Source organism: Spirosoma spitsbergense DSM 19989, assembly GCF_000374085.1.
Lineage (GTDB): Bacteria > Bacteroidota > Bacteroidia > Cytophagales > Spirosomataceae > Spirosoma > Spirosoma spitsbergense.
On record NZ_KB893548.1, the window covers coordinates 97440 to 117880 of the forward strand.

General features: G+C 47.4%; 19 protein-coding genes. 18 read left to right on the forward strand and 1 reads right to left on the reverse strand.

The features are described 5' to 3' along the window. The first annotated feature begins 16 nt into the window (after positions 1 to 16). The 18 genes from B157_RS0116570 (at position 17) to B157_RS0116655 (ending at position 19934) form a co-directional block, all read left to right on the forward strand. Positions 17 to 631, forward strand: coding sequence for an adenylate kinase (locus B157_RS0116570; protein ID WP_020604426.1), 615 nt, complete (start codon positions 17 to 19; stop codon positions 629 to 631). A gap of 8 nt (positions 632 to 639) precedes the next feature. After that, a complete protein-coding gene (gene obgE, locus B157_RS0116575; protein ID WP_020604427.1) occupies positions 640 to 1647 on the forward strand; it encodes a GTPase ObgE in 1008 nt (335 codons plus the stop codon). Between the two features lie 50 nt (positions 1648 to 1697). Further along, positions 1698 to 4673, forward strand: a complete 2976-nt coding sequence (locus B157_RS0116580) for a T9SS type A sorting domain-containing protein (RefSeq protein ID WP_020604428.1) — start codon at positions 1698 to 1700, stop codon at positions 4671 to 4673. A 171-nt stretch (positions 4674 to 4844) separates the two neighbouring features. After that, positions 4845 to 7028 (forward strand): T9SS type A sorting domain-containing protein, encoded by a 2184-nt coding sequence (locus B157_RS0116585; RefSeq protein WP_020604429.1) that lies wholly within the window; start codon positions 4845 to 4847, stop codon positions 7026 to 7028. A 205-nt stretch (positions 7029 to 7233) separates the two neighbouring features. Beyond that, positions 7234 to 7605 (forward strand): NADH-quinone oxidoreductase subunit A, encoded by a 372-nt coding sequence (locus tag B157_RS0116590; protein ID WP_020604430.1) that lies wholly within the window; start codon positions 7234 to 7236, stop codon positions 7603 to 7605. A 67-nt stretch (positions 7606 to 7672) separates the two neighbouring features. Continuing rightward, on the forward strand, positions 7673 to 8218 hold the full coding sequence (locus tag B157_RS0116595; protein WP_020604431.1) for an NADH-quinone oxidoreductase subunit B: 546 nt from the start codon (positions 7673 to 7675) through the stop codon (positions 8216 to 8218). Between the two features lie 74 nt (positions 8219 to 8292). Beyond that, positions 8293 to 8793: an NADH-quinone oxidoreductase subunit C gene (locus B157_RS0116600; protein ID WP_020604432.1), complete on the forward strand. Its 501-nt coding sequence runs from the start codon at positions 8293 to 8295 to the stop codon at positions 8791 to 8793. An 86-nt stretch (positions 8794 to 8879) separates the two neighbouring features. Then, the gene (gene nuoD / locus B157_RS0116605) at positions 8880 to 10112 is read left to right on the forward strand and encodes an NADH dehydrogenase (quinone) subunit D (protein ID WP_020604433.1); all 1233 of its coding nucleotides are present in this window, start codon (positions 8880 to 8882) and stop codon (positions 10110 to 10112) included. Positions 10113 to 10134: 22 nt separating this feature from the next. Then, positions 10135 to 10578, forward strand: coding sequence for a DUF29 domain-containing protein (locus B157_RS0116610; protein ID WP_020604434.1), 444 nt, complete (start codon positions 10135 to 10137; stop codon positions 10576 to 10578). A gap of 3 nt (positions 10579 to 10581) precedes the next feature. Next, positions 10582 to 11085 (forward strand): NADH-quinone oxidoreductase subunit NuoE family protein, encoded by a 504-nt coding sequence (locus B157_RS0116615; RefSeq protein WP_020604435.1) that lies wholly within the window; start codon positions 10582 to 10584, stop codon positions 11083 to 11085. Between the two features lie 9 nt (positions 11086 to 11094). Continuing rightward, entirely contained in the window at positions 11095 to 12435 is a 1341-nt protein-coding gene (gene nuoF / locus B157_RS0116620; RefSeq protein ID WP_020604436.1) for an NADH-quinone oxidoreductase subunit NuoF, read from the forward strand. Between the two features lie 19 nt (positions 12436 to 12454). Further along, the gene (locus tag B157_RS0116625; protein WP_020604437.1) at positions 12455 to 12889 is read left to right on the forward strand and encodes a DUF29 family protein; all 435 of its coding nucleotides are present in this window, start codon (positions 12455 to 12457) and stop codon (positions 12887 to 12889) included. A gap of 9 nt (positions 12890 to 12898) precedes the next feature. Further along, complete coding sequence (locus B157_RS0116630) at positions 12899 to 13984, forward strand: NADH-quinone oxidoreductase subunit G (RefSeq protein WP_020604438.1); 1086 nt, start codon at positions 12899 to 12901, stop codon at positions 13982 to 13984. 100 nt (positions 13985 to 14084) lie between these two features. Further along, positions 14085 to 15242 carry an NADH-quinone oxidoreductase subunit NuoH gene (gene nuoH, locus B157_RS0116635; protein WP_020604439.1) on the forward strand — a complete coding sequence of 386 codons (1158 nt, stop codon included), beginning with the start codon at positions 14085 to 14087 and terminating at the stop codon, positions 15240 to 15242. A 50-nt stretch (positions 15243 to 15292) separates the two neighbouring features. After that, positions 15293 to 15859, forward strand: coding sequence for a NuoI/complex I 23 kDa subunit family protein (locus tag B157_RS0116640; protein WP_020604440.1), 567 nt, complete (start codon positions 15293 to 15295; stop codon positions 15857 to 15859). A 104-nt stretch (positions 15860 to 15963) separates the two neighbouring features. Then, on the forward strand, positions 15964 to 16518 hold the full coding sequence (locus B157_RS0116645) for an NADH-quinone oxidoreductase subunit J family protein (RefSeq protein ID WP_026308752.1): 555 nt from the start codon (positions 15964 to 15966) through the stop codon (positions 16516 to 16518). Positions 16519 to 16727: 209 nt separating this feature from the next. Further along, the gene (locus B157_RS0116650) at positions 16728 to 17906 is read left to right on the forward strand and encodes an acetyl-CoA C-acyltransferase (RefSeq protein WP_020604442.1); all 1179 of its coding nucleotides are present in this window, start codon (positions 16728 to 16730) and stop codon (positions 17904 to 17906) included. Positions 17907 to 18107: 201 nt separating this feature from the next. Next, complete coding sequence (locus B157_RS0116655) at positions 18108 to 19934, forward strand: acyl-CoA dehydrogenase family protein (RefSeq protein WP_020604443.1); 1827 nt, start codon at positions 18108 to 18110, stop codon at positions 19932 to 19934. A gap of 63 nt (positions 19935 to 19997) precedes the next feature. Here the strand turns inward: B157_RS0116655 and B157_RS0116660 are convergent, their stop codons facing one another. After that, a complete protein-coding gene (locus B157_RS0116660; protein WP_020604444.1) occupies positions 19998 to 20270 on the reverse strand; it encodes an acylphosphatase in 273 nt (90 codons plus the stop codon). Positions 20271 to 20441 lie beyond the last annotated feature (171 nt).

The window sequence follows — 20441 nt, forward strand, 5'->3', positions numbered from 1 at the left end:
CTCTTCTGAAAGCCGTATGCTGAATCTTGTACTGTTTGGCCCGCCGGGTGCGGGAAAAGGCACCCAAAGTGAAAAACTAATTCAACAATATAAGCTGGTTCATTTGTCGACCGGCGACTTATTACGATCACAAATTGCAGCGGGTACCGAACTGGGTTTGAGAGCGAAACAGTTAATGGATCATGGCTTACTGGTACCGGATGAGGTAGTGATTGGCATGATTGAGAGTAAATTAGAGGAGAATCAGGCAGCTAATAAAACGGCATCAACCGATAACTCGACGGTGGGAGGCTTTATTTTTGACGGTTTCCCTCGTACTGTGCCTCAGGCAGAAGCACTTGATAACTTGTTAAAACAGCATCAAACAAAAATAAAGGTAATGATCGCGCTTGTGGTGGATAGTGAAGAACTAACCCGGCGATTATTGATACGCGGACAAACATCGGGTCGGCCCGATGATCAAAATGAAAACCTTATCCGTCGACGGGTTAAGGAATACAATGACAAAACAGCCCCTGTTGCCGATTATTATAACCAGCAGGGTAAGTACGTCGCCATTGATGGTATTGGAAGTATTGAAACTATTTTTCAGCTAATATGCCAGAAAATTGACGAGTCGGAAGGGAGATAGAAAAACATATGGCTTCATCGAATTTTATTGATTACGTAAAAATAAATTGTCGGTCGGGAGCAGGAGGGGCTGGCTCGGTTCACTTTCGTCGGGAAAAACACACCCCCAAAGGTGGTCCCGATGGGGGCGACGGTGGTCGCGGAGGTCATATTATTCTTCGTGGTAACGCTCAACTCTGGACTCTTCTACACTTAAAATACCGCAAGCATGTGAAGGCGGGTAATGGAGTAGCAGGGGAAGGAGGACGACGAAGTGGGGCGCAGGGAGAGGATGTTGTGCTGGAAGTACCACTTGGTACCCTTGCCCGGGATCCGGAATCGAGTGAGCAACTAGCGGAAATTACAGAAGACGGTCAGGAGATCATACTGTTTGCTGGCGGACGGGGCGGAATGGGTAATGACCATTTTAAATCGGCAACCCAGCAGGCACCCTATCATGCACAACCCGGAGAAGCGGGAAAAGAAGAGTGGGTAGTTCTGGAGCTTAAATTACTGGCCGATGTTGGTTTGGTTGGTTTTCCAAATGCGGGAAAATCCACGCTGCTGTCGGTCTTATCGGCGGCACGACCTGAAATTGCCGATTACCCTTTTACAACCCTTGTCCCTAATTTGGGGGTCGTAGCATACAGAGACTATAAGTCATTCGTTATAGCAGATATTCCGGGTATAATTGAAGGGGCTTCTCAGGGCAAGGGTTTAGGGATACGGTTCTTACGCCACATAGAACGAAATTCGATACTCCTCTTTCTCATTCCGGCTACATCGGAGGATATACGACAGGAGTACAATACATTACTGAACGAATTACGCGAATTCAACCCAGAACTGATGGATAAAACCCGCCTGTTGGGAATAACCAAAATGGATCTGATTGATGCCGCCAGAATGAAGGAAATCAAAGCAGTTATACCAAACAAAGTGCCTGTCGTTTTCCTCTCGGCGGTTAGTCAACAGGGTTTAAGTGAGTTAAAAGATGTTATCTGGCAAAATTTGACGGCAATTGAGTCAGTAGAATAATACGTTATGTTGGTCTATCGGCAGTTCCGCTGGTTGAGTATTGAATTATTATGAACTATTATTTACGGGTTTATAGTACGGCTTTCCTTGTACTTATCTCTTTCTGGGCAAAAGCACAAATCCAGGTCACTTTCCCAACTAGCAGAGCCGTTATTCAACGAAATAATGCTAATCAGGCTACGCTTCGAATTACCGGCTACTACACCACTGCGATTACCCGTGTAGAAGCTCGTTTGGTGGTTCGCGACGGCATCGGGACCGCTACGGATTGGCTACCTGTTCAGACTAATCCGACAGGTGGGGTGTATGCGGGTGATTTAACAGGCACGGGAGGATGGTATAATCTCGAAGTCAGAGCTATGAATGGAAGCCAGCAGGTTGGTAGTACAACTACCGTTGAGCGTGTTGGTATCGGCGAAGTTTTCGTTATTGCCGGGCAATCAAATGCCCAGGGAGTTCATCAGAATGCCCCCAATCCTCTCAATGATCTGGTTAACTGCGTAAATAGTAGTTATGGTAATAGTTTTCCCACTGACCCAACAAAGCCTGTTTTTACTCAACTGGATAACTCCGATGGATTTACGATTGCGCCACGGGGAGTAGGAAGCTGGTGCTGGGGGCAGCTGGGTGATATCCTGGTTAAACGACTAAGGGTACCTATCATGTTTTTCAATGCTGGTTTTGCCGGCACAGCTGTCAGGAACTGGCGTGAAAGTGCCCCGGAAGGTGGCACCGCTTATAGCGTGTATATCGGAGAACCGTATGGCCCACGGCAACCGTACATTAATTTGAAGTTGTCGCTCCAGTTCTATGCTAATATGCTGGGAGTTAGGGCTGTACTCTGGCATCAGGGAGAAGCTGATAATTTGATAAATACGCCAACGCAGGATTATGTAAACGATCTGAATTTTGTCATCAACCAGGCCCGGCAGGATTATAATCAAACACTGTCATGGGTGGTATCAAGGGCCAGTTATGGCGATAATATTGGCGGCACTGATGCCGCAGTAATCGCTGCACAAAACCAGGTTATCAACTCTACTCCTAATGTCTTTGCTGGCCCAAATACGGATGTAATTCAAGTGCCCCGAAAGCGTCCTCCTCTCAACGAATTAGAAGCCTTACACTTTGACTTTAATGGATTAATCGATGTTGCTAATGCCTGGAATGCCAGCATGACGGATACGTTCTTTCAGAATTCAACACCTGTTGCCCCGGCACCAACGCCGACAGTTTCCATTGAATGTGCTGGCAGTAACAATATAAAAGTGAGCGTAGCCGGTAATTACTCCACTGTGCTGTGGGACTCGGGAGAATCTGGCAATTCGATTACGAAAGGAACCGGAATTTATCAGGCAAAGATTAAGGACGCACGGGGCAATACGTTCTATTCCAGTAAAATCAGCGTTAATGCGCTACCAACAATTACTGTAGTTAATAATCGTCCGGCATCAATCTGCGTAGGAAGTAGTTTGGCACTTACAACAAACTATGATAATAACGTAACCTGGGTAAATCAGCAGGCTAATGCCAACGTAGCCAACACCCAACAGCTGGCCGCTACCACAGCAGGAACTTACTTTGTCCGTTACAGGGATGTGAGTGGGTGTGATTTTACCTCAAACTCAATCACACTCGCCGTTAATCCACTCCCTCAAACGCCGGTTGTTACGAACACTAAGCCAACTACATTCTGCCAGGGTGATAATACAACATTGCAGGTTAGTAATGATAACGTACAGTATAACTGGACTGGTGGTCAGGCAGGCAAAGTGATAACTGCCACAACGTCGGGCGCTTACTTCCTTACCGTTACGGACCAGAATGGCTGTACATCGGCTCAGTCGAATACCGTGATAGTAACGGCTAATCCAGTGCCGGTAAAACCTGTTATTGCAACCAGTGGATCTACCGTGTTTTGTGCTGATCGTACCATAACATTAACGGCTCCACAAAATGTAGCTTATCAGTGGACCAGTGGTCAGACCAGTCAAGCCATTACGCTGAATCAATCGGGCAATTTTTCCGTGCGTACCACCAATCAATTTGGATGCACATCGGTTCAGTCAGATGCGGTTACCGTGCAGGTAAATCCATTACCACAAATACCCACCGTATCGGCCACGGGAGCAACTACTTTTTGCGAAGGAAATAGTGTCACGTTGAATGCCAATAGCCCTGTGGGGGTAGTTTGGTCCAGCGGTCAGACCGAGAAGTCGATCAGCGTTAACAGGTCAGGTAACTACAGTGTACAGGCCCGCGACCAAAACGGCTGTATATCGACCTATTCACCCGTTGTTGCGGTTAAAGTCAATGAGCTGCCGGCAACACCCACCATCCTAGCCAACCCCTCAACAGTTATCTGTGACGGTGATAAGGTGACGCTGCGGGTAGAAGGACCTTACTCTGTATCCTGGAGCACGGGTGAATCAACCCCGCAAATCACGACAGATAAAGCAGGAACGTATTCTGCCAGGGTGCAGGATGCAAATGGCTGTATATCGGCACAGGCTGGGTCTGCATCAGTGGAGCTAAAGCCGCTGCCACCACCACCAACGATAAATGTTGTTGGTACTTATACGTTGCAGGCTGTTGCGTCAACGAATGGCACTCAGTTCCGGTGGTCTATTGACAATGCGTTGTTAGGGTTTGATACAAGTACTATTAAAGCCAACAAGACGGGGTCTTATACATCTCGCTCTTCCATTGTTTACTCCCCTACGCTGACCTGCTTTTCACTGCCATCTACACCCCTGTTGTTCACCGTAGATCCCAATAACAAAGGATTGAGCGTATATCCTAACCCAAATCCGGACAAGATTTTAACGCTGGAGACGGAACAAAACCTGACAAATGCATCCATAACGATATACAGCTTAACTGGTCAAGTGCTGCTGACTACAACTGTCCCCTTATTTAACGACCGCAAGGTTCTCTCACTAACGGGTATGCCACCGGGGCAATACATAATACGGGTACAGGCGACTAATTTTGACGTTGCCAAACGAATTAGTCTCGGTTTGTAATATTAACCGTAGATAGACCGTTTAATCATATATATCAGCTCAAAATTTGCATTTTACCGGGACACTTGATCGTATTGAAATACTTCGATTACAGATCGATAGCGGCTCGGTTTTTGCAATTACTATCATTTGACGGTAACCAGGCGGTATATAGATATTGATAAATAAAAAATGCGCAACCGCTATATTTTATTACACCTGTGCCTGCTAAGTCCAATCCTCTTTAAAAAGAGTGGATTTGCTCAGAGTAACGAACCTGTAATTAAAATTACTTATCCTGAAAGCCGGGCTATCTTTCAGCGTGAAAATGATAATACAAGTACAATTTATTTGTCAGGAAGTGTTTATCAGCCGGTAGATAGTGTTCAGGCACGCGTACAGGCTGAAGAAACGGGCCAGGGATTGAATACAAACTGGGTTACCGTTCAACGGAATCCACAGGGAGGAATATTTCAGGGATCAATACGCGCAAAAGGAGGCTGGTACCGACTGGAGGTACAGGCATTTGCCGGTGGAAAAGTCGTTAGTGCCGATGTGGTTCGAAAGGTTGGAATCGGCGAAGTCTTTATCATAACGGGGCAGTCCAATGCGCAGGGCTTCCAAAATTACGGGGCCGTAGGGGCAGTTGATGACCGGGTTAACTGTGTGTCGTATGATAATAGTACGGCCAACTCACTCGCCGACCCGCCTGCACCAACATTTCAGCAACTCACCGCTACATCGCTCATTGGCCCCCGTGGACAGAGTGCCTGGTGTTGGGGAGCATTGGGTGATTTGCTCGTAAAACAGTATGGAGTTCCTGTATTGTTTATCAATACGGCCTGGGCAGGAACTACCATCAAGAACTGGCATGATAGTGCTGACGGAATCGTAGCAAAGAACATTTTTGCCATAGGGACTCCCTACGAAAATTTTCCGACCGGAATGCCTTATGCTAATCTGGTCATTGCCCTTCGATACTATTGCTCATTGCAGGGACTGAGGGCCGTACTCTGGCAGCAGGGGGAAACGGATAACATTCCGCTGCATTCTACCCGGCAGGCCTATGCGAATGACATGCAGTATATCGTCAACAAAACGCGATCTGATACGGAGCGTTACCCAGCCTGGGTATTGGCAAGATCTTCTTATAACCTTGGGGAAGTAAGTCAGGACATTATTCAGGCACAAAATGACGTAATCAATACGTATAACAACAACGTTTTTGCCGGCCCTTTTACAGATAATATTCAAATTCCGCGTTTTGATGAGGTTCATTTTGGCAACAGAGCGACAAATAATCCGGGAGACAAGGGACTAAATGATCTGGCTCAGGCCTGGCTGACAAGTTTAAATGCTGTGTTCTTTGCCAGTTCACGCCCATTGCCGCCCCTTCCGCAGCCAGTTGTTACCGTAGCTTGTGGTACTGCCAATAACAGTTTAACACTCAGTCTGCCTAATTTGTACAATTCGTATAGCTGGAACTCCGGTCAGGCAACCAGAAGTATTGTTGTTAACAAACCTGGCGTGTACAGGGCCGTTCTGAAGGATAGAATAGGAAATACCTATCTCTCACCCGCACTTGATGTGCAGGGCCCAATTCAGCCCGTAACCCCAACTATTTCGCTGGCCAGTAATCCCGGCAAAGTAGTCGATAATCAGCAGCAAGTTTGTGCCGACTCCAGCCTGTCGATCATTGCCAATACATCCATGAATAGTACCGGGGTTTGGAGCGTAAGTGCAGCAAACGTCATCAGCAAGACAATTACGTTAAATAAGACCGGTACTTATTCCCTACAGGCAGTTAATGTATATGGGTGTAAGTCTCCCCAGCCAGCCAGCATAAGCCTTACGGTTCGTCCTAAAATAGCTACTCCGAGTATTGCCCAGATTGGTGCTTATACCCTACAGGCTGTCTTACCTACGCCAACCGGTGGCCAACCCGATTTATTCGATTGGCAACGGGCAGGGGGGGAGGTTATTCCAAATAATAGTGCAGTAATAAAAGTAGTTGTTTCGGCCAATTATTCGGTACGGGCAAAAACTACGTTTTCGTTTGCGAACAGTAACAATCTGACTTGTTATTCAGATTATAGCACCCCTCAGGCATTCATATTTGATCGCTCTAACGGGGGATTGAGTATCTACCCTAATCCGTCAGTAGATGGAGTCGTTACAATAGAAACACTAGAGGATTTGGCGAATGCAGATGTGGAAGTATTCTCGCTGAGTGGACAGCCTTTGTTCTCAAGCATCGTCCCGCTAATGAATGAACGCAAATCAATTGATTTATCTGGATTGGCGCAGGGCGTTTATCTGGTTCGCGTACGTTCGGCAGGATTTGATGTCTCGAAACGCATTATTATCAATCGGTAGAATTTTATCGCTGTTTTGTTGTCAGAAGCCTTTTCGGAGAAAAGGCTTCTGACTTTTTAGACTGTCTAAACTAGCACGGATCAGTTGATAAAACGCGGTGCTTATCGTACTTTTGACCTGTTTTATACGCTGTATAAGCAGATTGCCTTCCCTGCGTATAAAACCTACTTTGTGCGTACCTTTGCGCTTTATTGTCAGCTAAACTATGAACGCGACTTATCTCCCGGCAGATTATATTCCTGTATTGATTCAACTTGGTCTGGCACTTGGTTTTATCATTACGACTATGGTCGTTACCCATTCTATCGGCCCTAAGCGGCATAGCCAGAAAAAAGACGATCCATTCGAATGCGGTATTCCGGTTCAGGGCGATGCCCGAACCCCTATCTCCATCAAGTACTTTCTGATTGCTATCCTGTTCGTACTATTCGACGTCGAGGTGATCTTCCTATACCCTTGGGCTGTTAATTTCAAAGGGTTGGGTATGACCGGTTTTATCGAGATGGTCCTGTTTATGGGACTTCTTCTGGCAGGATTTTATTACATCATTCGTAAGGGGGTTTTGAACTGGGAATAAGCCGGTCTAATGAATTTTAGGCCCTGTTTATTCGTTAAAGTTATAGTAACCCATTACAACGTTTCTTATGCAAACAGATATCAAGCTGGCCGAAGCTCCTGCAAGCTATGATGGTCCAGGTTTCTCGGCTACATCATTCGATAAAATAATAGGTCTGGCCCGGGCTAACTCGCTTTGGCCACTACCGTTCGCGACATCCTGCTGTGGCATCGAATTCATGTCGACAATGGCTTCGCATTACGATTTAGCTCGTTTTGGGTCTGAGCGGCCCAGTTTTTCGCCCCGTCAGGCGGATATGCTGCTCGTAGCGGGTACAATAGCTAAAAAAATGGGGCCTATCGTAAAACAGGTTTATTTGCAAATGGCTGAGCCTCGCTGGGTTATAGCCATTGGTGCCTGTGCGTCGAGTGGTGGAATTTTTGATACGTACAGCGTATTGCAGGGTATTGACCGGATTATTCCCGTCGATGTGTATGTACCCGGTTGCCCACCTCGTCCCGAACAAATTCTGGACGGAGTGATGCAGGTCCAGGAATTAGCGAAGAACGAATCACTACGTCGGCGGAATACGGAAGAATATACAAAGCTATTGAACTCGTATAATATTCAGTAGTCGAATTGTTTATCAGCGGATAGTGGGCAGCCGTTTTCTTTGCCAATTGCTATTCATCCATTTATTCATTGAAGATGCTAACCAACGAAGAGGTTGCAAAGGCTATAATTACCCAGTTTGGCGAAAACGTCAGCGATTTTGATGACCCGTATGATTTGCTGACGTTCTCTACGGGCAGGGAGCAAATCATACGGATTTTTACTTATTTGAAAAGTCATTCAACTTTTCAGTTTGGTTTTCTGACGGACATAACGGCAGTTCACTATCCTGATTCTGTGGGTAGAGAGTTTTGTGTTGTGTATCATGTGCATAGCCTGACAAATAATTTCAGGCTGCGTATCAAGGTGTATTTGACGGCCGACGATGTTCACATCCCAACCTTAACGCCCCTGTTTGCCAGTGCGAACTGGATGGAGCGTGAAACCTTCGACCTGTTCGGTATTATCTTCGACGGGCACCCTGACCTGCGCCGGATTCTGAACATGGAAGAAATGGATTACTACCCCATGCGAAAAGAATACCCGCTGGAGGATAGTACCCGTGAAGATAAAATAGATGCGTTGTTTGGACGGTAAACAATGATGAAAGAGCGAAAGAGAGCCAGAGCGATTAGGATACGATTTGCCACTCATTCACTCATTCACGCTTTCGCTCGTTAACTATGGTTTCTGAAGAACTAGATATTACAAAGAATAACCTTCCTGCCGAACAGGGGCCGGTTCAGTATGTCAATGAACTGACAACGCTCAACCTCGGGCCTACGCACCCCGCTACGCACGGTATTTTTCAGAACATCCTGCAGATGGATGGTGAGAAAATCGTGTCGGGCGAACAAACAATTGGCTATATCCATCGGGCGTTCGAGAAAATTGCGGAGCGTCGTCCTTTTTACCAGATCACGACACTTACCGACCGGATGAACTACTGTTCGTCACCCATCAACAACATGGGCTGGCACATGACGGTCGAGAAGTTATTGGGTATCGACATTCCCAAACGGGCGCAGTACATCCGGGTTATTATGATGGAACTGGCCCGTCTCTCCGACCACCTTATCTGTAATGGTATTCTGGGCGTTGACACGGGAGCCTTTACGGGGTTCCTGTACATTTACCAGGAGAGGGAGCATATTTACGAAATTTACGAAGAGGTCTGTGGGGCTCGATTAACCACTAATATGGGCCGCATTGGCGGGATGGAGCGCGATTTGTCGCCCACTGCCATTCGGAAAATTAAAGAACTGCTGCTTCGCTTCCCCAAAGTGCTTCGTGAATTTGAAAACCTCTTCAACCGCAACCGGATCTTTATGGACCGGGTTGTTAACGTAGGCGCTATTTCTGCCGAACGGGCTCTGAGTTACGGTTTTACCGGCCCCAACCTCCGGGCAGCGGGCGTTGATTACGACGTGCGGGTAATGAATCCTTATTCGTCCTACCAGGACTTTGAGTTCGATATTCCGGTTGGGCAAAGTGGTGATACATACGACCGGTTTATGGTCAGAAACGAAGAGATGTGGCAGAGTCTGCGCATCATACAGCAGGCAATGGATAATCTCCCGGAGGGCCCTTACTACGCCGATGCTCCTCAGTATTATCTGCCTCCAAAACAGGAAGTGTATAAAAACATGGAAGCCCTTATTTATCACTTCAAGATAGTGATGGGTGAAATAGATGCACCGGTTGGTGAAGTATATCACGCCGTTGAGGGTGGAAATGGCGAATTAGGATTTTACCTGATTAGTGACGGTGGCCGTGCGCCTTACCGACTGCACTTCCGCCGGCCTTGCTTCATTTATTATCAGGCTTATCCCGAAATGTGTAAAGGGCTGACCTTGTCCGACGCTATCGTAATTATGAGTAGCATGAACGTCATCGCCGGGGAGTTGGACGCTTAAACTGATTTAAAAGACAAAGAAGATGAGGACGGTAGACTGGCAGGAGATGGTGGCTACGTCTCATTTAGATACAATAGTAGCCGTAAGAAGACTCCTCGAAGAGAAGGAGTATGAAGAGGCTCAGGAAGCGTTAGACGAACTGTATCAGGCAATGGCTAACGCAGAACGAAGAGCACTGAATAGCCAGCTGATTAGGTTAATGGTGCATATTCTAAAATGGCGTTATCAGCCAGACAGACGATCAACGAGCTGGGTACGAACGATTGTGAATGCCCGCCAGGAAATAAAATCGTTACAAGAGTATATGCCCTCCCTCAATCGGAAACATATCGAAACGATTTGGCAGAAAAATTTCGAGTTGGCTATTGATGCCGCCAAAGCAGAGATGAATTTGTCTCGAAAAGATAAATTTGAGCCAGCCGAATTAGATTGGGAAGAAGTGTTTGACGATGAATATCTGCTGTAACTAATGACAACCGAATTAAACAACCCCGCCGTACAATTCACACCTGACCGGCTGACCAGAGCCAAAGAAATTATTGACTGGTATCCAGAAGGCAGACAGAAATCGGCTTTATTGCCACTCCTGCACCTCTTGCAGGAACAGGAAGGCTGGACAAGCCCGGAGGGAATGGATTACGTAGCCCGGATGCTCGATATCCAGCCGATTGAAGTATATGAGGTGGCCTCATTCTATACAATGTACCACCTCAATCCGGTGGGCAAACACGTAATCGAGTATTGTCGAACCGGCCCTTGTTGTCTGATGGGTGGAGAGGAAGTATACACTCATCTAAAACAACGGCTAGGTGTCGATACGGGCCAAACAACCGTAGATGGCCAGTTTACGCTTAAAGAAGTAGAATGTCTGGCAGCCTGTGGTATGGGACCCGTGTTTCAGATCCGGGAGAAATACTATATGCACCTGACCAATGAAAAGGTAGACGAAATCATTGACGAACTGTCGAAATAATTTCCATACATGGCTACTAAGATTTTAACCCAATATATTGACGTTCCGGGTATTGAAACCTTCGACGTTTACCGCAAACAGGGAGGTTACACGGCTGTAGAGAAAGCTATAAAGACAATGACTCCCGAAGCCATTGTTGAGGAGGTCAAAAAAGCGGGCGTTCGGGGTCGGGGTGGTGCTGGCTTCCCGATGGGGATGAAGTGGAGCTTTTTGGCCAAGCCGGAGGGCGTTCCCCGTTACCTCGTCTGCAACGCTGATGAATCAGAACCAGGCACGTTCAAAGATCATTACCTGATGAAAAATCTCCCCCACCTGCTCATTGAGGGAATGATTATTTCATCGTTTGCACTGGGTGCCAACAAGTCATTTATTTATGTTCGGGGAGAGTTAATGTACGTCATTCGTATCCTCGAAAAAGCCATTGCCGAAGCGAAAGCAAAAGGGTTTTTAGGTAAGAACATTCTGGGCTCGGGCTATGATCTCGAGTTAATCGTTCAACCTGGTGGTGGTGCCTACATCTGTGGAGAAGAAACCGCACTGCTCGAATCACTGGAGGGTAAACGGGGTAACCCACGGAATAAACCGCCGTTTCCGGCTGTAAAAGGACTGTATCAGTGTCCAACCGTTGTCAATAATGTGGAGTCCCTGGCCACAACTTCCTGGATTGTCAATAATGGGGGCGATGCCTATGCCGCTATCGGTATCGGACGCAGCACGGGTACCAAACTTATTTCGGCGTCCGGCCACATTAACAAACCGGGTGTGTATGAAATTGACCTCGGTGTTCCGGTCGAAGATTTCATTTATGCCGATGAATGGTGTGGGGGTATCCGGCCTGGTCATAAATTCAAGGCATTGGTAGCCGGTGGTTCATCGGTGCCTATTCTGCCCGCCAACCTGGCCCTTACCTTGGAGAACGGTGACAAGCGCCTGATGACCTACGAATCTTTGTCGGAGGGGGGCTTCAAAACCGGTACCATGCTGGGGTCAGGTGGGTTCATTGTATTTGACGAAACTTCCTGCATTGTTCGCAATACCTGGAATTTCTCCCGGTTCTATCATCACGAATCATGCGGTCAGTGTAGCCCGTGCCGTGAGGGAACGGGTTGGATGGAGAAAGTACTGCACCGGATTGAATACGGACATGGCCATCAGCAGGATATTGACTTGCTGGTCGATGTAGCCTCCAAAATTGAGGGAAATACTATTTGCCCCCTGGGCGATGCGGCTGCCTGGCCAGTGGCTAGTGCCATCCGGCATTTCCGGGATGAATTCCAGTGGCATATCGATAACCCAATCGAAGCAACGCAACCGGGTGCCGTGTATCGGGGTGAAATGGCGTTGGTGTAATTCTAAATGAAGTAAAGCGATGGACGAATTGACAATGCTGCGAAAAATGGTCGAAGAACACGACTACGAAGGAGCACTCGCCATCATTAGTGATTTAGATGAGATGGCTAAGGATGATAAAATTAATAAGATTGAATCATTTTTACTTGTCTTACTTATTCATCTGATTAAGCAACATGCCGAACAGCGCACCACTAAATCGTGGAACCGCTTTATTGACAACGCACTGGGCGGTATTGCTAAATCGAATAAGCGTCGGAGTGCCGGAGGGCATTATTTACGCGCCGAAGAATTCAAAGACCTAATCAGTGAAACGTTTCCTCTTGCCGTTCGGAATGCGGCATACGAAGCTTTTGAAGGCATTTATTCGGCAGAGCAATTGTCTGCTATGATTGATGCCAATCAAATTGAGCAGGAAGCGTTTAACCAGATTTTAACGTATAAACTTGAGTAGTAGCGACGAATGGAAGATACAAAGCCGCAATTATTGAAAGTCACTATTGACGGAATTGACGTTGAGGTAGAGCCCGGAACGACTATTTTGCAGGCAGCCCGTAAGATTGGTCCCGCCGTTTCCCCTCCGGCTATGTGTTATTATGAGCCGTTGAAAGGTAGTGGTGGAAAATGCCGGGCCTGTCTGGTTCGGGTAGCTGCCGGATCAGCTAAAGATCCGCGCCCAATGCCTAAACTGGTGGCTTCCTGCCTGACAGCCGTACAGGATGGCATGGTTGTCGAGAATGAAACGAATCCGCAGGTGATTGAAGCCCGTAATGGGGTTGTTGAGTTCCTGCTGTTGAATCATCCGCTCGACTGCCCCGTTTGCGATCAGGCGGGGGAGTGTGATCTGCAGAACTTCGCCTTCGACCATGGAAAAGTAACGACCCGATACGAAGAAGATCGCCGTACGTTCGAAAAACAGGACATTGGCCCGTACATTCAATTACATATGACCCGCTGTATTCTGTGCTACCGTTGTGTATATACGGCGGATCAGATTACCAATAAACGGGTACACGGTGTATTGGGACGGGGCGATGCCTCCGAAATAGGAACGTACATCGAGAAGGCGATTGATAATGATTTCTCCGGTAATGTGATTGATGTATGCCCGGTAGGAGCCTTGACAGATAAAACGTATCGCTTCAAAAACCGGGTGTGGTTTTCCAAACCTGTCGATGCACATCGCAACTGCCCAACCTGTTCCGGTAAGGTGACGCTCTGGTATCGTGGTGAGGAGGTTATTCGTGTAACGGCCCGGAAAAATGAATGGAGTGAGGTAACTGAGTTCATTTGCAACACCTGCCGGTTTGATACTAAGAAAACCAGCGACTGGACCATTGAAGGGCCAACGAAGATCTCGCGTAGTTCAGTCATTTCTGCCAATAAGTATCGGGCTGATGCCATCAAGCCAAGTTTTGGCCAACGCCTGGCGGCTGCCGAATATAAAGAAATCCCTGACGAGCGGGACACATCACAACTGGGAATTGAGCCTTTGCCACCCGAACGTTTTGCAAAAACGCTGCCGTCTGCTATGGCACCCGAACCGTGAGTAGTTTGAGAGAACAGTAGTTGATTAGGCTTTAATGTAGTCGACCAAAGAACGGCGACTAGTCTTGACAGGCCAACAGGAAAACTGAAAACGTTTAAAAATGGATTTAACCACATTGCTCGTAAAGGGGCTGATTATCCTGATTATTTTTGTGATAACGCTCACTATTGCTGCCTATTCTACCTATGGTGAGCGGAAGGTAGCTGCTTTTTTACAGGATCGTATTGGTCCCAACCGGGCTGGCCCCTGGGGTTTATTACAACCGCTGGCCGATGGCGGCAAAATGTTTTTCAAGGAAGACTTTATTCCGGCACAGGCCAGCAAATGGCTGTTTATTCTTGGACCCTGTCTGGCCATGCTGACAGCACTCATGTCGAGTGCTGTCATTCCCTTTGGAGACACCATACGATTTGGTAATTACGCTATTCCGGTTCAGGCTATCGAAATCAATATCGGTGTGCTATACATTTTTGGGGTAGTGTCACTGGGTGTGTATGGGGTAATGGTAGGAGGGTGGGCATCGAACAATAAGTTCTCGTTGTTAGGGGCTATTCGGGCCGCTTCGCAGAATATAAGCTACGAAATTGCGCTTGGCCTCTCGCTCATCGCGATTCTGATGATGACAGGGTCGCTATCGCTACGGGCTATCATTGATGAACAAGCAACGTTTTTCGAGTGGAACATCTTCACCCAGCCACTAGGCTTCGTAATCTTCCTGACCTGCGCTTTCGCGGAATGTAACCGTACACCTTTCGATTTGCCGGAGTGCGAAACGGAACTTATTGGTGGATATCATACTGAATATAGTTCGATGAAACTTGGCTTCTACCTTTTCGCGGAGTACATCAACATGTTTGTTTCATCGGCCTTTATATCCGCCCTGTATTTTGGAGGGTTTCATTACCCGTTCATGAGTGAAATAAGCGGAGCGTTAGAAAACTCAATGGGTGCTATTGCGGGTCATAACGTAGCTACGGCGATTGGTATCGTTATGTTCTTTGCCAAAATTTTCTTCTTCATTTTCTTTTTCATGTGGGTTCGCTGGACGTTACCCCGCTTCCGCTACGACCAGTTGATGAACCTGGGATGGAAAACATTCATACCGCTGGCTATCCTGAATGTAGTAATAACCGGAGCAGGTCTGCTGTATGATTTCAAGTATGCAACCTGGATTATTGCCATCACCATGATTGGTATGGTAGTCGTATCAAACGCCCGTGCACCGAAGCGGGAAGTGGTTAGGCCGGGAGTCGTTTAAAGTCAACACGTTTGCCGTTCATGCCGGTTATCCGGTAAAAACTGAAAAAAATGCAGTTAACTAATCGTTCTAAACAGGTCAGTAATAAAGAAATGACGCTGGCCGAAAAGATGTACCTGCCTGCTGTTATTAGCGGACTGGCTATCACTATCGGTCACTTCTTTCGAAAAAAGCCCACTATCCAATATCCGGAAGTTAAAAAGTATCTTGGCCCTATTTATCGGGGACATCATATTCTGAAACGGGATGAGCAGGGTCGGGAGCGGTGTACAGCCTGCGGCCTATGCGCTGTTGCCTGTCCGGCAGAAGCCATTTCTATGGTAGCTGCCGAGCGCGAAAAAGGAGAGGAAACGTTATATCGGGAGGAGAAATACGCTGCGGTTTACGAAATCAATATGCTGCGTTGCATCTTCTGTGGATTATGTGAGGAGGCTTGCCCAAAGCAGGCCGTCTACCTTCGCCATGACCGTATGGTGCCGGTTTTTCAGGAGCGCGACGAAGTGATTTACGGCAAAGACCGGCTGGTCGAGAAAATGGATGACCGCTATATCCGGGCCAATAACTCTGAAGTAAACACTACGCCAACCGAACCCAGCCTGACACGGGCGGCCACTTAATCTATTGTCATTTGTTATCATTTTTAGTCATTAAGTAGTGGTTTATTAACTCTGTGCTACAAATGGCGATAAATGTCTACTCATGACTACCAATGACCAAAAACATGACTGAAACAATCGACTTCTTTAAAAATCTTACCCCCACCGGATACCTGTTTCTGGTCCTGACCGCTATCACGCTTTTTAGTGCTATTGGTGTGGTCACAGCGCGTAATCCAGTATACAGCGTTTTGGCCCTTATCGCTACATTCTTTTGTCTATCGGGTCATTACATTCTATTGAATGCTCAGTTTTTAGCGGCTGTTAATATCATTGTCTACGCCGGGGCTATCATGGTGCTATTCCTCTTCACCATCATGTTTTTAAATCTTCGGAGAGAAGATGAGGAGTCAAAAACGAATGTCACCAAGATGATTTCGGTCGTGATGGGTGGCATACTGATGGTTATGCTGATTACGATATTCCGGGCAAAAAGCGCTCAGGTACCCACCTTCAGCAACACTGCGTTCAACGCAAGAACAGGACTGGTTGAGAATCTGGGGCAATTGCTATATAATGACTATATCCTGCCCTTCGAGTTGGCATCGGTACTTTTCCTGGTCGCTATGGTAGGGGCTGTCATGCTTGGTAAGCGCGAAGCAGGCGACCGGCACTTCTGATTGCAAAAAAAGTTTATCAATATTAGTTTATAGCCGCTCTATGGAGCGGCTATTTTTATGATGAGGCTCAGGATTAATTTATTGGTTACCGGGAAATGGGCGGGGTGATAGTATGCTTGCATAACAATTTTGCATAAGTTTGTAATTATTCCCGTTTATGATAGGTTTATAGGGTATAGTTTCCTGCCAAATCAGTAATCAAGAAAAATATGGACGCATACATTGTAGCTGGATATCGAACCGCCGTAGGTAAAGCCCCGCGCGGAGGTCTCCGTTTCACCCGCCCTGATGATATGGCGGCTGACGTTATCAAACATTTGCTGACCCAGGTTCCCAATCTTGACCCGGCCCGTGTAGAAGATTTAATTGTGGGTAATGCTGTGCCCGAAGCCGAACAGGGTATGCAGATTGCCCGGTATATCGCGCTGTTGTCCCTACCGAACAGCGTGCCAGGCATGACCATTAACCGATATTGCGGTTCTGGTCTGGAAGCCATCGCCATTGCCTCTGCTAAAATTCATGCTGGTCTGGCCGATTGCATTATTGCAGGAGGTACCGAGTCAATGTCTATGGTGCCGGTTATGGGCTGGAAAACAGCGCTTAACTATGAAATTGCTAAAGCACACCCCGATTATTATATTGGTATGGGCCTAACGGCCGAACAGGTGGCTCAGCAGTTTAAAATCAGCCGCGATGCGCAGGACGAGTTCGCCCTGGAATCACATCAGAAAGCGTTGGCCGCTCAGAAAGAAGGGAAATTTACCGACGAGATTGTACCAATCAACGTGAGTGAAACCTATTTCGATGCGGAAAGTAATAAAAAGAAAACCCGTGAGTGGACTGTTGCCCAGGACGAAGGTCCGCGTAAAGACACTAGTGCCGAAGGACTGGCCAGATTACGTCCCGTGTTTGCGGCTGGTGGGTCCGTAACCGCCGGTAACTCCTCACAAACATCCGACGGAGCCGCTTTTGTGGTAGTGATGTCGGAGAAACTGGTTAATGAACTGAATCTACAGCCTATTGCCCGGATGGTATCGTATGCCACAGCGGGTGTAGAACCCAAAATTATGGGTATAGGGCCGGTGGCCGCTATTCCAATTGCCCTTAAAAAGGCTGGGATGAAACAGGACGACATCGAACTCATTGAGCTAAATGAAGCCTTTGCTGCCCAATCGCTGGCCGTTATTCAGGAATTGGGTCTGGACCGCAGTAGGATAAACCCGAACGGTGGGGCTATCGCGCTGGGACACGCACTGGGTTCTACCGGTGCCCGGTTATCGGTACAGCTATTGAACGAGATGCGCCGTCGCAACCAGAAATACGGCATGGTGTCGGCCTGCGTTGGTGGTGGACAGGGTGTCGCCGGGATTTTCGAGCGATTGAATTAATCGAAGGAAACGGCGTAAAAAAGGGTGATGAATAATTTCATCAGCCTTTTTTTAATTACCCTGTTCCAATCTGACAACTAGCTACATCTCACACGGTACTATCCACTTTCTAAAAAATAATTAGTATGCTTGCATACTAATTATTTAGTGATTTTCTTTGTTATATAAATAGTATGCAAGCATAATAAACATTCCTGAACAATGATAGCAACTGAACCAAAGGCCTCAATTACAGGGGGGGAATTTTTAATAAAAGAAACGCCGGCCTCTCAGGTATTTATTCCTGAAGAGTTTTCTGAAGAGCAAATGATGATTGCGGCTACCTGCCGCGAGTTCCTGGAGCGCGAAATATGGCCGCGTCTGGATGAGATTGATAAAGCAAAATCGCCGGAATTGATTTCGTCACTGATGGATAAAGCGGGTGAGTTGGGCCTGCTCGGAACATCGGTACCGGAGCAGTACGGTGGGTTTGGTACTAATTTCAATACCTCGATGCTCGTGGCCGAAGTGACGGGTGCCGGACACTCATTTTCGGTAGCCTTGTCGGCCCATACCGGTATTGGTACGTTGCCTATTGTGTATTATGGTAACGATGAGCAGAAATCAAAATACCTGCCTCAGTTGGCCAGTGGCGAATGGAAAGCGGCCTACTGCCTGACTGAGCCTGATTCTGGGTCGGATGCAAACTCAGGCAAAACGAAAGCGGTACTGACGGAAGATGGGAAACACTATGTTCTGAATGGACAGAAGATGTGGATTACCAATGGTGGCTTTGCTGACATATACATCGTTTTCGCTAAAATTGAAGAAGCCCGCGACGGCGGACCGAGCCAAACCGACAAAAACCTATCGGCTTTTATTGTCGAGCGCGGATACGAAGGCATTACCATGAACGAGCCGGAGCATAAGATGGGTATTAAAGGGTCCGACACGCGTCAGATTTTCTTTAATGACTGCAAAGTGCCGGTTGAAAACCTGCTGTCTGAGCGGGGCAACGGCTTCAAAATCGCCGTGAATATCCTGAACATAGGCCGTATCAAACTCGGTATTGCTGCCATTGGTGGCTCTAAAGAGGTGATTAACCACGCCGTCAATTATGCCAATGAGCGGATGCAGTTCAAGACACCCATCGCTCAGTTTGGTGCCATCAAGCACAAACTAGCCGAAATGGCCCTGAAAGTGTACGCGTCAGAAACCGCTTCGTACCGCGCTGGTCAGAATATCGACGACCTGATTGAAGATCTGAAAGAGCAGGGTATGGAAGATAGCGAGGCAAAATTGAAAGCCCTGGAACAGTTTGCCATTGAGTGCGCCATCATGAAAGTTCACGGTTCCGAAGTACTCGATTATGTGGTTGATGAAGGCGTTCAGGTGTATGGCGGTATGGGCTATTCGGCCGATGCGCCAATGGACCGGGCGTATCGCGATGCCCGCATCAACCGGATTTTCGAAGGTACGAACGAGATAAACCGGATGCTTGTAGTCGATATGTTATTGAAACGGGCGATGAAGGGCGAACTCGATTTGATGGGGCCAGCTATGGCCGTTTCGAAAGAAATCATGTCCATTCCTGACTTCAGTTCGGATGAAGAAGAAGGCTTGTTTGTTGCCGAAAAGAAAGTAGTTCGGAACTTGAAGAAGGCTGCCCTGATGGTATCGGGTGCCGCCGTGCAAAAGTTCATGATGAACCTTTCGAATGAGCAGGAAATTCTGATGAACGTGGCCGATATGGCCATCGAGATTTATGTGGCCGAATCCGTCCTGCTGCGCGTCGAAAAGTTGATTGGTATCAAAGGCGAAGAAGCCGTTGCGTTGCAGAAGCAGATGGCTTTAGTTTATCTGCACGAAGCCGTCGAGAAGGTAAACAGTGCAGGCCGTTCGGCCATCACGTCGTTTGCTGAAGGAGATGAACTGCGGGGCATGTTGATGGGACTAAAGCGGTTCACGAAAATTGAGCCGATGAACCTCAAAGATGCCCGTCGTCAAATTGCTGATGCTATGATTGCCGAAGGTAAATACATTTTTTAGCGCAGCACAATAGCGTTGCTTTACCAATCAAAAGCCAGCCTTCGTTGAGGACTGGCTTTTGATTTAGTGCATTTCCAGAAATTTATCGTACCCCTGCAACGGTCCATCCTGCACACGAACACCTTTTACGGTAGTGCCGTCGGGACCCGCTTTGCACCACTTTATAAATATTTCAAGGGCTTCTTCGTCGCCTTCCGTCTCAATCCGAAGTTCGCCATCCGACTGTATCCGGGCGATACCCGTTAGCCCTAAACGCTCGGCTTCCTGCCGGGCTTCCTGCCGAAACAGCGTTCCACCTAACTGGCCGGTTATATAAATAATCTGGTTCTTTTTCATCGCTTATAAATTTTATAACGTAACCCGTTCGACGGGGCAGAAGTTTTCCAAACCCTGCTGACACCGGGCTGTCGATGCCTCATAATACCTTTTTTTGTAGTGTCACTGAGATACAGGTTGCTAGTATATAGGTGCGTTTTCTAATCAGGATATACTACCGAAGGTGGTAGA